General features: G+C 59.4%; 15 protein-coding genes. 2 read left to right on the top strand and 13 right to left on the bottom strand.

The window, feature by feature from the left end; genetic code table 11:
• Window positions 1–136 precede the first annotated feature (136 nt).
• Window positions 137–619 carry a 23S rRNA (pseudouridine(1915)-N(3))-methyltransferase RlmH gene (gene rlmH, locus CPY51_RS26125; protein ID WP_111163116.1) on the bottom strand — a complete coding sequence of 161 codons (483 nt, stop codon included), beginning with the start codon at window positions 617–619 and terminating at the stop codon, window positions 137–139.
• Between the two features lie 120 nt (window positions 620–739).
• The gene (gene rsfS, locus CPY51_RS26120) at window positions 740–1,183 is read right to left on the bottom strand and encodes a ribosome silencing factor (protein ID WP_111163115.1); all 444 of its coding nucleotides are present in this window, start codon (window positions 1,181–1,183) and stop codon (window positions 740–742) included.
• A 261-nt stretch (window positions 1,184–1,444) separates the two neighbouring features.
• Here rsfS and CPY51_RS26115 point away from each other — a divergent pair, with 261 nt between their 5' ends.
• Window positions 1,445–1,825, top strand: coding sequence for a winged helix-turn-helix domain-containing protein (locus tag CPY51_RS26115; protein WP_111163114.1), 381 nt, complete (start codon window positions 1,445–1,447; stop codon window positions 1,823–1,825).
• Between the two features lie 11 nt (window positions 1,826–1,836).
• Here the strand turns inward: CPY51_RS26115 and modC are convergent, their stop codons facing one another.
• From modC to obgE, 7 genes are all read right to left on the bottom strand, one after another.
• Window positions 1,837–2,910 carry a molybdenum ABC transporter ATP-binding protein gene (gene modC, locus CPY51_RS26110; RefSeq protein WP_111163113.1) on the bottom strand — a complete coding sequence of 358 codons (1,074 nt, stop codon included), beginning with the start codon at window positions 2,908–2,910 and terminating at the stop codon, window positions 1,837–1,839.
• Window positions 2,907–3,608, bottom strand: coding sequence for a molybdate ABC transporter permease subunit (gene modB, locus CPY51_RS26105; RefSeq protein WP_111163112.1), 702 nt, complete (start codon window positions 3,606–3,608; stop codon window positions 2,907–2,909). The genes modC and modB overlap by 4 nt, the downstream gene beginning before the upstream one ends.
• 86 nt (window positions 3,609–3,694) lie before the next feature.
• Window positions 3,695–4,489: a molybdate ABC transporter substrate-binding protein gene (modA, locus tag CPY51_RS26100; protein WP_111163111.1), complete on the bottom strand. Its 795-nt coding sequence runs from the start codon at window positions 4,487–4,489 to the stop codon at window positions 3,695–3,697.
• Between the two features lie 547 nt (window positions 4,490–5,036).
• Window positions 5,037–5,681, bottom strand: coding sequence for a nicotinate-nucleotide adenylyltransferase (locus tag CPY51_RS26095; RefSeq protein ID WP_420820738.1), 645 nt, complete (start codon window positions 5,679–5,681; stop codon window positions 5,037–5,039).
• The gene (locus CPY51_RS26090) at window positions 5,656–6,939 is read right to left on the bottom strand and encodes a glutamate-5-semialdehyde dehydrogenase (protein WP_111163110.1); all 1,284 of its coding nucleotides are present in this window, start codon (window positions 6,937–6,939) and stop codon (window positions 5,656–5,658) included. The genes CPY51_RS26095 and CPY51_RS26090 overlap by 26 nt, the downstream gene beginning before the upstream one ends.
• Window positions 6,932–8,101 (bottom strand): glutamate 5-kinase, encoded by a 1,170-nt coding sequence (proB, locus tag CPY51_RS26085; RefSeq protein ID WP_111163109.1) that lies wholly within the window; start codon window positions 8,099–8,101, stop codon window positions 6,932–6,934. The genes CPY51_RS26090 and proB overlap by 8 nt, the downstream gene beginning before the upstream one ends.
• Window positions 8,098–9,186 (bottom strand): GTPase ObgE, encoded by a 1,089-nt coding sequence (obgE, locus tag CPY51_RS26080; RefSeq protein WP_111163108.1) that lies wholly within the window; start codon window positions 9,184–9,186, stop codon window positions 8,098–8,100. Before obgE ends, proB begins: the two co-directional genes overlap by 4 nt.
• Before the next feature lie 82 nt (window positions 9,187–9,268).
• Between obgE and CPY51_RS26075 the strand changes: the two genes are divergently transcribed.
• Complete coding sequence (locus CPY51_RS26075) at window positions 9,269–10,129, top strand: endonuclease/exonuclease/phosphatase family protein (protein WP_111163107.1); 861 nt, start codon at window positions 9,269–9,271, stop codon at window positions 10,127–10,129.
• Window positions 10,130–10,174: 45 nt separating this feature from the next.
• Here CPY51_RS26075 and CPY51_RS26070 read toward each other — a convergent pair whose 3' ends face one another.
• The 4 genes from CPY51_RS26070 to rplU form a co-directional block, all read right to left on the bottom strand.
• Window positions 10,175–10,762, bottom strand: a complete 588-nt coding sequence (locus CPY51_RS26070) for a GNAT family N-acetyltransferase (RefSeq protein ID WP_111163106.1) — start codon at window positions 10,760–10,762, stop codon at window positions 10,175–10,177.
• Window positions 10,759–11,394, bottom strand: a complete 636-nt coding sequence (locus CPY51_RS26065) for a GNAT family N-acetyltransferase (protein WP_111163105.1) — start codon at window positions 11,392–11,394, stop codon at window positions 10,759–10,761. Before CPY51_RS26065 ends, CPY51_RS26070 begins: the two co-directional genes overlap by 4 nt.
• Window positions 11,395–11,520: 126 nt before the next feature.
• On the bottom strand, window positions 11,521–11,790 hold the full coding sequence (gene rpmA, locus CPY51_RS26060; RefSeq protein ID WP_111163104.1) for a 50S ribosomal protein L27: 270 nt from the start codon (window positions 11,788–11,790) through the stop codon (window positions 11,521–11,523).
• 32 nt (window positions 11,791–11,822) lie between these two features.
• Window positions 11,823–12,140: a 50S ribosomal protein L21 gene (rplU, locus tag CPY51_RS26055; protein WP_111163103.1), complete on the bottom strand. Its 318-nt coding sequence runs from the start codon at window positions 12,138–12,140 to the stop codon at window positions 11,823–11,825.
• Window positions 12,141–12,234 lie beyond the last annotated feature (94 nt).

The raw sequence follows: 12,234 nt of genomic DNA, 5'->3' as shown, positions 1-12,234 counted from the left end.
TAAGTCCGTTTGATCGCGCGGGTTCGAGGATGGATATCTCGTCCAAACCCATAAGCTGATTTGCGGAGATTGGCCAAGAGCATGACGCCAATCACCGGAGGAATCAAAACACTCGTATGTGAGTGATTGGTTAAGATCATACGCGATGGTAGGGATGGCCGGATAGGATGGTGACGGCGCGATAGAGTTGCTCTGCAATGAGGATGCGGACAAGCTGATGCGGCCAGGTCATCTTGCCAAGGCAGATCGTGGCATCTGCCTTGTCATAAAGAGACGGGTCGAGTCCATCGGCGCCCCCGATGGCGATGGTCAGATCACGCTTTCCCTGATCACGGAAATTGCCGAGGACGGTGGCGAAGGCTTCGCTGTCCATCGCTTTGCCTCGCTCGTCGAGAAGAAGGAGGACGCTGCCTTCTGCAATTGTCTTCAACAGCAAGGCCGCTTCTTCGCGCTTGCGTGTCTCGCCATTTGAGGCGCGGCTTTCCGCGACCTCGTTGACGCGCGCGAGTTCCATGCCGATCGCTGGGCCGGCTTTGGCGAACCTGTCGAGATAGCGAGCCGCAAGCTCTTTCTCAGGGCCGGTTTTCAACCGTCCCACCGCAAAGATGCCAATCCGCATTTCCGCCCCCGAGCGTAGCGCCCCAAGGCGACGCAAATTTATCAACTGCCGGGAAGTTGCCCTCCGGCCATTCAAATCTGCTCACTTGCGCCGCGTGCCAGCCGGGATTGCTCCCAGGTGTCAGTGCAGCGTGCCCTCTTCGAGATCCGGCGCGGCCCACATCTTTTCGATGTTGTAGAACTCGCGGATTTCGGGACGGAACACGTGTACGATTATGTCACCGGTGTCGATCAGAACCCAATCACCGCCTTCGAGACCTTCGACGCGTGGGTTGCCTAGCCCTTCGCCCTTGATATCGGACGTCAGGTGATCAGCGATCGCCAGGACGTGCCGGTTCGACCGCCCGGAGACAACGACCATGTGGTCCCCCAGCGCAGACTTTCCAGCAATGTCGATGGTGACGATATTCTCAGCTTTGGAGTCCTCGAGGCTCGCGAGGACGGCTTGCAGGGCTCGGGCGGCGGCATCGGCGCCACGTTCCGGGCTCTTCGGGATAACGACATGCGCTCTTCCCTTGGCGTGTACTGTTGTCAGTGCTTTCCCTTTCCTGGAATAACAGAACATGCACGTAATGATCCGGACGACGTCCAAATCACACAGTAAAGATAGTCATCAAACCATAAAGGTTTCAAGACGCGCGCATGGTCATATTATCTTATGGAGGTGTGTTTATTTTCGATTTCGTGGCTCTTGCCAAAAGTATATGAGCAATTGCTCAATCTCGTTGCAAAAGGCTTGCTTCGTAACGCCTTCGGGGCAGTGAGCACGCCGTATACAGCCAGCGGAAGGGCGCGTATAGACAGGCTGTGTCAAAATGCGTTCGTCATGAGCAAAATGCCGAGAGATCACCTCAAACTCGTTCTCCGAATAAGCTTCCCTGATCAGGATAGGCTTGGGCATGGCAAGATTGAGCTTCTTGAGCACATCAGAGAGACAGGATCGATTTCCGCAGCCGGCCGCGCGATGGACATGTCCTATCGCCGCGCGTGGCTGCTTGTTGCAGATCTGAACCGCATGTTTCTGCTGCCGTCGGTCGAATCCCAGCGCGGCGGCCAGAAGGGCGGCGGTGCGGCTCTGACGGAATTTGGGGAGCAGCTGCTTGCGCGTTTCCGGGCCATGGAAAAATCAATGCATCAGGCGCTTGCCGCCGATCTTGAATGGCTCGATGCTAACCGTCGCCCCATCGACAAGCCGAACGATCCTTGATCTTGCCGCTATCAAGGCTCCAAAGCCACGGTCTTGATGATTGCATAAACAGACTTTCCGACCTCGAGTGCCAGCCTTTCGCAGGAGAGCTGGGTGATGCGGGACAGGATCGCGTCGCCGCCGCAGTCGATCTGCACCTCCATCATGCCGTCGGTCGCATCTCCGATCCAGCTGATGTGGCCTTGAAGGATGTTGAGCGCGCTCAGCCCCGCGGGCTCGATCGTCGCCAACATCACGTCGCGTGCGGGAATATGGACGCGCACCTTCTTGCCGATCGCATGCGTTATCCCGGGAACGCTCATCCTTGCGGCTTTCAGAGCCACGACCGATAGTCGATGGAGTTCGGAGGCGCTCTCCACCTTGCCTTCGAGCAGCACGCCGGCTTCGCGTCGGTCGAAGGTTTGCGTACCAGATGGCTGGCTTAGCACTTCAATCGCAAGCCCGGTCGCTTCAATCTTGCCATCGCGCATCACGACGACCCGGCTTGCAAGCCGGGCCACTTCGGCAATGGAATGGCTGACATAGATTATGGGAATTTTGGTTTCGTCGCGCAGCCGCTCGAGATAGGGCAGAATTTCCGCCTTCCGGGCCTCGTCCAGCGATGCCAGCGGCTCGTCCATCAGCAGCATCCGCGGCGCCGACAGCAGCGCGCGGCCGATAGCGACGCGCTGTTTCTCGCCGCCGGAGAGTGCGCCCGGCCTACGATGCAACAGATTGCCGATGTCGAGCATCTCGACGATAGGGTCCCGATTCTTGCTGCGCTCCGGCTTGGGCGCGAACCAGTGGCCGTAGTCGAGGTTCTGACTCACGGTCATGTGTGGGAACAGCCTTGCGTCCTGAAACACATAACCGAAGCGCCGGCGATGTCCGGGGACCAAGATGCCTTTCGCGATATCGGCAAGGACTGTACCGTCGAAGACGACGCGGCCTCGATCGGGGCGTGTCAGCCCGGCGATGATGCGAATAATCGACGTTTTTCCAGAACCGGAGCGACCGAAGAGAGCTGTGACACCGCCATCCGCAGTAAAGGCTGCGTCAAGCGAAAACATGCCGAGCTTGTGGTGGATGTCGACGGAAAGCGTCATTCGAACTCCAGCTTTCGTCCGACAAAGTGGGCAAGGAATTCGGAAGCGAGCAGCGCCGCCATCGAGATGGCGATCGCAACGACGGTCAGCCGCAAAGCGCCCGCATCGCCGCCGGGCACCTGGGTGAAGGTGTAGATCGCCGACGACAGGGTCTGCGTCTCGCCTGGAATGTTGGAAACGAAGGTGATTGTCGCGCCGAACTCACCCATCGCCTTGGCAAAAGAGAGGATCATGCCGGCGATCACGCCCGGCAGTATCAGAGGCAAGGTCACCGTCAGGAAAATCCAGCCCGGGCCGGCGCCGAGGGTTCCGGCCGCCTCTTCCAGCTTGCGGTCGACAGCCTCGATTGAAAGCCGGATGCTACGGACCATCAGAGGGAAGCCCATGATGCCGCATGCGAGGGCCGCTCCGGTCCAGCGGAAGGAGAAGACAATACCGAAATGCGCATCGAGAAAAGCGCCGATCGGGCCTTTCCGACCAAAAAGGATCAGGAGAATAAACCCGGTGACAACAGGTGGCAGGATCAGCGGCATATGAATGACGCCGTTGAGCAGCGACTTCCCCCAGAACCTGCCACGAGCAAGCAACAGCGCCGCGGCAACACCGAAGGGAAGGCTGACCAAAGTAGCGACCGTCGAGACGCGCAGGCTTAGAAGGATTGCCGTCCATTCGTCATTGCTCAAGCCCAATGCGTCCAAAATGCAGCCTCATCAAGACATCAAAGGCTCGCCTATCCGTCGGGCGAGCCCGGAGTATTCCCGAAGCAGGGTTTTGTTGCTGCCGCTCACTTGATGGTGGTGAAACCTTCATGCTCGAAGAATGGAACAGCCTTAGCGGATTTCAGGAAGTCGAAATAGGCGGCCGTATCCGGATTCTTGCTATCGGCCGTGATTGCGACCGGGTAGATGATCGGCGGGTGGCTGTTTGCAGGGAAGGTGCCGACTATTGCAACGCCTGGGTCGGAGGCTGCGTCCGTCTGATAGACGATGCCATAGGGCGCCTCGCCGCGCGACACCAGAGCCAACGCCGCGCGAACGCTTTCAGCGCCGGCGACTTTGCCTTCCACCGCGGACCAGATTCCGAGCTTCTGAAGTGCTGCCTTGCCGTATTTGCCGGCGGGCACGGAATCGACCTGGCCCATGGCGAGGCGGCCATCGCCGAGCAAGCTCGCCAGATCCAGGCCTTCCTTGATATCGACAGGCTTCGCCTTGTCTTTGGCAGCGACGAGGACGATCTGGTTGCCGAGAAGATTGACGCGTGTGTCAGTTTTGATCAGGCTCTTTTTGGCAACGTAGTCCATCCAGTCGGTGTCGGCGGAAATGAAGACATCAGCCGGCGCGCCGCTTTCGAGCTGCTTGGCGAGTGCTGAGCTTGCCGCATAGGAAACTGTCACTTCCTTGCCGGTCTGCTTCGTCCAGGCGGCGTCAACATTGTCGAGCGCGTTTTTCATGCTGGCGGCTGCGAAGACTGTCACCTTGTCGGCGGCATCAGCCGGTACTGGATTAGCAAGGATACCGATCCATGCGGCAGAAAAAGCGGCGACGGTCAGCTTGATAAACGGGCGGCGGCGGATGGCCATGTATCTCTCCAAAGGAATCTTGAGCTGTTGAAAGAAGTATCGCGAGCCGGCGCCTTTGGCTACGTTGTATTTCAGAAAATATATCGCTCAAGTCGGATTTCGTGAGATCTCGCAAAAGAGATCGAATCTCTCAGAGTTTGCATTCGGCTAGTGCATGGCTCTAGGCGGGACAGCGCCGCTGAGTTGGTTAGATTTCAGTAAAAGGCTGCAAGTAGCGACCTTCGGCGCCGGACGATTAGTGGAGAGCTAGCTGAACGACAGCCGTCGCTATTTCGTAATCCATAAAGGGTATTTTTTGGGCACAAACTCACCCATGCTATGATAGAAATGCATAGCTGCGTTGCGATAACAGCAATGTATTTGTCGGCGAACTCTGGTAAAACATAATTATCGAAATGGCGTCCTCCTCCTCCCAACGCCTTTCGGTTTGGATTGACAACACTCCTCCTCCCAGTTGTCGATCAGGTTTGAAGACCCGACGGATCCTCCCCCGTCGGGTTTTTCATTTGGGCACTTTTCCAGAAAATTCTGTCGTCGCGGATCGATGCTATTGCCCCGCGCGGAGCTGTGTAGAGCTCAGCGCAGAACGTGGCCCGTGAATGAAGGTCCAGGCAGGTGCCCGCTTCTTCCAAAGCACGCGGGCGTCGTCCTCGTCGACGCGAGCATAGTGGAAGCTCTTTGCCATTTTCGCCGAGAGATAGGATAGCGTCGAACCGGGCCGGTCGATGACGGCAATCGGAAAAGTGTGGGCGATCGTCTGCCATTTCTGCCATTTGTGAAACGTGTTCAGGCTGTCGGCACCCATGATCCAGATGAAATGTACCTGTCGATTGACGGCCTTGATGCGCGCGAGCGTATCGGCCGTATAGTTCATGCCGAGTGCTTGCTCGAACGCAGTCACTTTAATGCGTGGGTCGGGTGCAATCGCTTCGCTAAGCGCAATGCGCTCGGCGAGCGGCGCCAGATGATTGCGACTTTTCAACGGATTGCCAGGTGTCACCATCCACCAGAGCTGGTCCAGCCCGAGGCGACGAATGGCAATTTCGGCGACGAGAGCATGGCCTTGGTGCGGCGGGTTGAAGGAGCCGCCAAATAGACCCACGACCATGCCGCGCTCGGCATGCGGCATGCGAAGGTAGCGAGGGTGGATCTTTTCCGCCGTCACATCAGGGCCGTATCTGTCCATTGCCACGCACGCGGTATTTGAAGGAGGTCAATTGTTCGACGCCGACCGGTCCGCGTGCGTGCATCTTGCCGGTCGCGATGCCGATCTCCGCTCCCATGCCGAACTCGCCTCCGTCAGCAAACTGCGTAGAGGCGTTGTGCAGCAGGATCGCCGAGTCGATCTCGTTAAAGAAGCGCTCGACGACATCGGGATTTTCGGCAATGACTGCCTCGGTATGGTTGGACGAATATCTGCCGATATGACCGATGGCACCGGAAATATCGTCGACGATCGCGACGGAAATGATCGCGTCGAGATATTCCGTCGTCCAGTCTTCTTCGGTCGCTGCGTTGAGTGTCGGCTCAAGGGCTAGGACGTCGGACGACGCACGGATTTCGCATCCAGCCTCGGAAAGTGCTGCGAGAAGCGGCTTCAAGTGCGTCGGCACGGCCGCTCTGTCGACAAGAAGCGTCTCAGCCGCGCCGCAGACGCCAGTGCGGCGCATTTTGGCGTTGACGATGATCCGCTTTGACATCTCGAGGTCGGCAGATGCGTCGACGTAGACATGGCACAGGCCTTCGAGATGGGCAAAAACCGGTACACGCGCTTCGTCCTGGACGCGAGCGACGAGGCTCTTTCCGCCACGCGGCACGATGACGTCGATCGCTCCGTCCAATCCGCGCAACATTGCGCCAACGGCAGCTCGGTCGCTCACTGGCACGAGTTGGATCGCGTATTCAGGAAGGCCGGCAGCTTTCAATCCCTCGACGAGACATGCGTGGATTGCCTGCGACGACCGTCTGGAATCGGCACCGCAGCGAAGGATGACCGCGTTTCCAGCCTTCAGGCAAAGGGCGCCGGCATCTGCCGTCACGTTTGGCCTGCTTTCGAATATGACGCCGATGACGCCGAGCGGCGTGCGGACGCGCTCGATCTTCAGCCCGTTCGGACGATCCCACGCCGCAATGACTTCGCCGACCGGGTCCTTCAGCGCAGCAATAGTGCGGATGCCCTCAGCCATTTCAGTGACGCGCTTCTCGTTCAGCGTCAGCCGATCGATCGAGGAGAGAAGCATATCGGTGCCTTCGACCGCCTTCAGGTCCTTGACGTTCTCCGCCAGGATGACCTTCATATTGGCGATGATGGCGTCGGCCATGGCCTCAAGCGCTTGGTTCTTCTGTTCAGTGGACGCGAAGGACAACGGTCGCGAGGCAGCCCGGGCTTTGCGGCCGATGTCATTCATCAGCGCATCGATGTCGGGGCTTCTGGCGACAGCGTCAAGCATGGGCTTCATCCTTCCTCTGCTTCTCAATCCGTGTCTTTGTATTTGCAGTCATCACCAGGTCGTCGCGGTGGACCATGGCGGCGCGACCGGCGTAGCCGAGAATGGCCTCGATCTCCGCCGATTTGCGACCGGTGATTTGCCGCGCCTCGTCGGCATCGTAGCCGGCAAGTCCACGGGCGATCTCGCGACCGAGCGGACCTATGACGGCAACGGTGTCGCCCCGGCCGAAATTGCCGGTGACCGAACGCACGCCCGCCGGCAAGAGACTTTTGCCGGCACCGAGCGCCGTGACAGCACCGTCGTCAACGTGAAGTTCGCCGGCCGGCTGCAATTGTCCTGCGATCCAGGTTTTTCGTGCCGTTACCGGTGTGCCGGATGGCGCGAACCAGGACGAGCGTGCGCCGCTTTCGATGGCGTTCAGTGGCCGATCGGTCTTACCGGAGGCAATGATCATGGCGCAGCCGGCGCCGGTGGCAATCTTGCCGGCGTCGATCTTGGTGCGCATGCCGCCGCGCGACAGCTCGGACGCGGCACCGCCTGCCATGGCTTCGATTTCGGGTGTGATCTCGGCGATCGTCTCCAGGAACCGGGCGTCGGGATCGAGATGCGGTGGTGCGGTGTAGAGACCGTCGATATCGGAAAGCAGGATCAGAAGATCGGCCCCCGTCATGGTCGCCACGCGGGCTGCAAGACGGTCGTTGTCGCCGTAGCGGATTTCGCTGGTCGCGACCGTATCATTCTCATTGATGATCGGTACGGCACCGATCTTCAAAAGCTGGCTTATGGTGGCGCGGGCATTCAGATAGCGGCGTCGCTCTTCGGTGTCGCCCAGCGTCAGCAGGATCTGGCCGGCGACAATAGCGTCATGAGACAGGCTCTCCGACCAGGCGCGAGCCAGCGAGATCTGGCCGACTGCCGCCGCCGCCTGACTTTCCTCGAGCTTCAGCCCACCGGCAGGCAGATCCAGCACCGAGCGGCCAAGCGCGATCGCACCCGAGGACACCACGAGGATGTCGACACCCTTCGCCTTCAAAGCGGCGATATCCGCGCACATGCCGTCAAGCCAGCTCTTCTTGAGGCCGGCCTTGCGATCGACCAGAAGCGCCGAGCCGATCTTGATGACGATGCGGCGATAGCGGTCGAGCGGCTTGCGCGCTGTCATCCCTCAAGCTCCTCGTCTCCAGCTTCGCCGTCTTCGTCCAACCCCGCAATATCGCGGTGGCGGATTTTCAGCGCCTTGAGCGGGCTCTCCTCGGGTTGGCCAACAACTATGATGTCGCGCAGCGCGCGCAGCAGGTCGGTCATGCCCTTGCCAGTGACGGCAGAAATCTGGAACGGGGTCTTGCCGCATGCGCGAGCAAGTTCCTTGGTCTTCTTTTTCAGTTCCGCGTCATCGAGAACGTCGACCTGTGACAGCGCAACGATTTCCGGCTTGTCGGTCAGATCGTTGCCATAGGCTTCGAGCTCGTGTTTGACCGTCTTGTATGCTTTCCCGACCTTTTCCTCCTGCGCGGAGACCAAGTGCAACAACACGCGCGTGCGCTCGACGTGCCCAAGGAAACGATCGCCGATGCCGACACCTTCATGCGCGCCCTCGATCAGACCTGGAATGTCGGCCAAAACGAATTCGCGGCCATCGACGGTAGCGACGCCGAGGTTGGGATGGAGGGTCGTAAAAGGATAGTTGGCAATCTTCGGGCGAGCCCGGGTCACGGCTGCGAGGAATGTCGACTTTCCGGCGTTGGGAAGGCCGACGAGGCCGGCATCCGCGATTAGCTTCAGGCGCAGCCAGATCGTCTTCTCCTCACCATCAAGGCCAGGATTTGCCCAATCGGGGGCCTGATTGGTCGCGGATTTGAAGTGGGCGTTGCCGAAGCCACCATTGCCGCCGGCGGCGAGACGAAAGCGTTGGCCTTCCTGCGTCAGGTCGCAGATCATCGTCTCGCTGTCTTCCTCGAAGATCTGCGTGCCGACCGGAACCTTCAATGTCACGTCGCTGCCATTGGCGCCAGTGCGGTTGCGCCCCATGCCATGCGTGCCGATCTGGGCCTTGAAATGCTGCTGGAAACGAAAATCGATGAGCGTGTTCAGTCCGTTAACCGCTTCGGCCCAGACATCGCCGCCGCGTCCGCCGTCACCACCGTCAGGGCCGCCGAACTCGATGAACTTCTCACGGCGAAACGAAACACTGCCGCCGCCGCCATCACCCGATCGGATATAGACCTTCGCTTCATCTAGAAATTTCATTTTATGTCCGCTATTCGGTATCTGATTGAACCCGTCATGCTGCCTTCGATATAGGCGGTTCAGCCGGAGGTCAAAGATTATCGTGAAGTTCGTGAGCTATAACATACAGTACGGGTTCGGTCTCGACGGTAGATATGATCTCGAGCGTATCGTCGCGAGCATCGCCGGCGCCGATATCATCGCGCTGCAGGAGGTGACCCGTGGATCGCCCCGCAACGGCCATGTCGATATGGTCGCCGCGATCGAGGCGCTGCTTCCGGACCATTTTGGCGTCTACGGGCCTGCCTGCGATATTCACGGTGACATCATCGTCCGGGATGGCCGGCAGGTCAGCCGACGCTTCCAGTTCGGTAATATGGTGCTCTCGCGCTGGCCAATCCTTTCGACGCGTATGCTGCTTCTGCCGCGCAGCCGTACACTGTCCAAGCTCAATATGCAGCGCGGAGCCACCGAGGCGGTGATCGACACGCCAAGAGGTGCCTTCAGGATATATTCCCTGCATCTCGATCATGTGTCGCCGGACGAGCGCATCTCCCAGATCAACTATCTGAAGGCATCTCTCAACGGCTTCGTGCGCGAAGGCGGATCGCTGACCGGCGGGGCCGAGGTCGGATTGACGGATCCGCCCTTGCCGGAAGACTACGTCGTGATGGGTGACTTCAACATGGTACCGGAGTCGCCGGAATACAGCGCTTGCGTCGGCATAAAGGACCGTTTCTACGGTCGGGTTCCGCGCTTCGACCTGCCCGCAGACGCGCTCGATCTTGCCGGCTGGTACAAGCCTGGCTGCTACAGCTGGATGAACCCCGGCGATCATAACCGGCGCATGCATCTTGATTACTGCCTCATCAGTTGCGGCCTCCAAAGCCGGCTAAAGTCTGCGCGCGTCGATATCGACGCAGAAGGGTCTGACCATTTTCCGGTCTGGATGGAGCTGGGCTAGCAGGTCGAGCCATCGCCGCTTGCGGCGGCGATGGCTGCTTGTTGTTCAGGCGACCTTCGAAGCAGGTCGCTCGCCCGGCGACAGGACGGTCTCGACATGCGGGACCATGGTGTTCCTGGCGAAGCTGTAGACCTCCGTGCAACCCGTGATGCGGAAGCCGAGCCTTTCCTGCAGCTTCAACGACGCCGGATTGTCGACGAAGACGCCGGAGTGCACCGAGGTTTCCGGCATGCGCCTACCGAAGCGCTCGAGAGTTGCCGACACTGCCTCGCCCATGAAGCCGCGCCGCCAGTAGTAGCGGTTCAGCCAGTAGGAGAGGTTCCAGCGGCCATGCCGAAGCTCGATCGCGACGACACCTATGTGGACGTCGTCCTTTTCGGTGATCGCCAGCGTCCAGTTTCGGTCGATGCCCGACGCGCGCGGGACGAGCCAGTCGAGCGCGTCCTGCCGGTCGTAGGGTGCCGGCACGCGGGCCATCATCCGGGTAACCGCGAAATCCGACAGGGATTCCACGATCGCATCGGCATCGCCCAGCCGGTGTGACCGCAACGTCAGGCGATCGGTCTGAATGACCGGGGTTGGGCCCGGCGCCGGCCTTGGGTCCTGGCGGCGGTGCAGAAGAGCGGCGTTCATCTCAGTGCCCCCCAGCTTCGCAGCGACATCCAGGTCTTGCGGTCCAGCCGGAACCATTCGACCGGCACGGTACCGCCAAGCGCCAGCGATGCGGCAAGGCCGGATCCCTGGAACTGAAAGCCGCACTTATGGATCACCCGCCGGGAGCCGACATTCGTCACCCGGCAACGGGCGTCGATCTGCTCGACGCATTCGCGAGTCCGGAACACCATGTCGATCAGGGCATGGGTGGCTTCGGTCATATAACCCTGGTTCCAATAGGGTTCGCCCAGCCAATAGCCAATCTCGACCGTTGCAGGATCATGTCCCGGCTCTACGCCGCAGCAACCGATGAAGGCGCCGTTTTCCGATTTGGTGATCGCATAGACGCACTTGCCAATCTCGCCGATGTTCGTGCGGCGCACGAAGTCGGCGGCGTCCTTGGCCGTGTACGGGTGCGGCATCCGCGATACCATTGTGGCGACGTTGGCGTTGTTGGCGAGATGGGCAAGGGCGTCTATGTCTTCTTCGTGAGGCGCGCGCAAAACGAGCCTTTCCGATAATAAGACGGGGCAATCGGTCCTCAACCTGTCCGGCCTCAGCCGCTCTTCGGGAGACCTCGATTGGTCTTCCCTTAATAATTCGCCTTGCATGGTTCAGTCCTCCGTTGAGAATAAAGAAAAAGGGGAGATGGTGCCCCATCTCCCCTGTTTTCTAGACTGAACCTGATACGATCAGCCGGGTCGATGAGACGCCGGCTGTTTTTGAGCGCTACCGGCTTATTCCGCTGCTTCCGCTTTCGGCATTACGGACACGTATACTCGGCCGTTTGCCTTCGTACGGTAGTTCACATTGCCCGCGGTAAGCGCAAAAATGGTGTGGTCCTTGCCGAGGCCAACGTTGGAACCCGGATGCCACTGCGTACCGCGCTGACGCACGATGATGTTGCCAGAAATGACGGCTTCGCCGCCGAACTTCTTCACGCCAAGGCGCTTGGATTCTGAATCGCGACCGTTACGCGACGAACCGCCAGCTTTTTTGTGTGCCATTGGAGTTCTCCTTTAACCCTTGATCCCGTTACTTACTTTGCAGCCACGATGTCCGTGATGCGGACAACCGTGTGATGCTGGCGATGACCGCGCGAACGCTTCGAGTTCTGACGACGGCGCTTCTTGAAGGCGATAACCTTCCGAGCGCGGTTGTGCTCGACCACTTCGGCCTTGACGGAAGCACCCGTGACGAAGGGAGCTCCGATCGCTGCATCGGCGCCTTCGCCGATAACGAGAACTTCAGTGAATTCAACAGTGTCGCCGGCAATGGCTTCCAGCTTCTCGATGGTCAGCACGTCGTTTGCTGCCACACGGTACTGCTTACCGCCGGTCTTGATGACTGCGAACATTTTTTATCCTTTCATGTTCGTTCCGGCTCTCCCGCAACGCAGGCGGCCGTCTTTTTATCAGTCGAAGTTTAGCGGGGATTTCAATGGCTTAACG

The organism is Arminella tubonensis (genome assembly GCF_003240585.1).
In the GTDB taxonomy this organism is placed as follows: Bacteria; Pseudomonadota; Alphaproteobacteria; order Rhizobiales; family Rhizobiaceae; genus Rhizobium; species Rhizobium tubonense.
Note: the sequence above shows the minus strand (reverse complement) of the source record. Positions and strands in the feature narration are given on the sequence as shown.

Bases quoted from the DNA above. Each gene is read 5' to 3' on its own strand.
- CPY51_RS26115 (WP_111163114.1), top strand. From the start codon at position 1,445: ATGAGCAAAATGCCGAGAGATCACCTCAAACTCGTTCTCCGAATAAGC.
- obgE (WP_111163108.1), bottom strand. From the start codon at position 9,186: ATGAAATTTCTAGATGAAGCGAAGGTCTATATCCGATCGGGTGATGGC.
- modC (WP_111163113.1), bottom strand. From the start codon at position 2,910: ATGACGCTTTCCGTCGACATCCACCACAAGCTCGGCATGTTTTCGCTT.
- proB (WP_111163109.1), bottom strand. From the start codon at position 8,101: ATGACAGCGCGCAAGCCGCTCGACCGCTATCGCCGCATCGTCATCAAG.
- rsfS (WP_111163115.1), bottom strand. From the start codon at position 1,183: ATGTTCTGTTATTCCAGGAAAGGGAAAGCACTGACAACAGTACACGCC.
- CPY51_RS26090 (WP_111163110.1), bottom strand. From the start codon at position 6,939: ATGCTTGACGCTGTCGCCAGAAGCCCCGACATCGATGCGCTGATGAAT.
- CPY51_RS26070 (WP_111163106.1), bottom strand. From the start codon at position 10,762: ATGAACGCCGCTCTTCTGCACCGCCGCCAGGACCCAAGGCCGGCGCCG.
- rpmA (WP_111163104.1), bottom strand. From the start codon at position 11,790: ATGGCACACAAAAAAGCTGGCGGTTCGTCGCGTAACGGTCGCGATTCA.
- CPY51_RS26065 (WP_111163105.1), bottom strand. From the start codon at position 11,394: ATGCAAGGCGAATTATTAAGGGAAGACCAATCGAGGTCTCCCGAAGAG.
- rlmH (WP_111163116.1), bottom strand. From the start codon at position 619: ATGCGGATTGGCATCTTTGCGGTGGGACGGTTGAAAACCGGCCCTGAG.
- modA (WP_111163111.1), bottom strand. From the start codon at position 4,489: ATGGCCATCCGCCGCCGCCCGTTTATCAAGCTGACCGTCGCCGCTTTT.
- rplU (WP_111163103.1), bottom strand. From the start codon at position 12,140: ATGTTCGCAGTCATCAAGACCGGCGGTAAGCAGTACCGTGTGGCAGCA.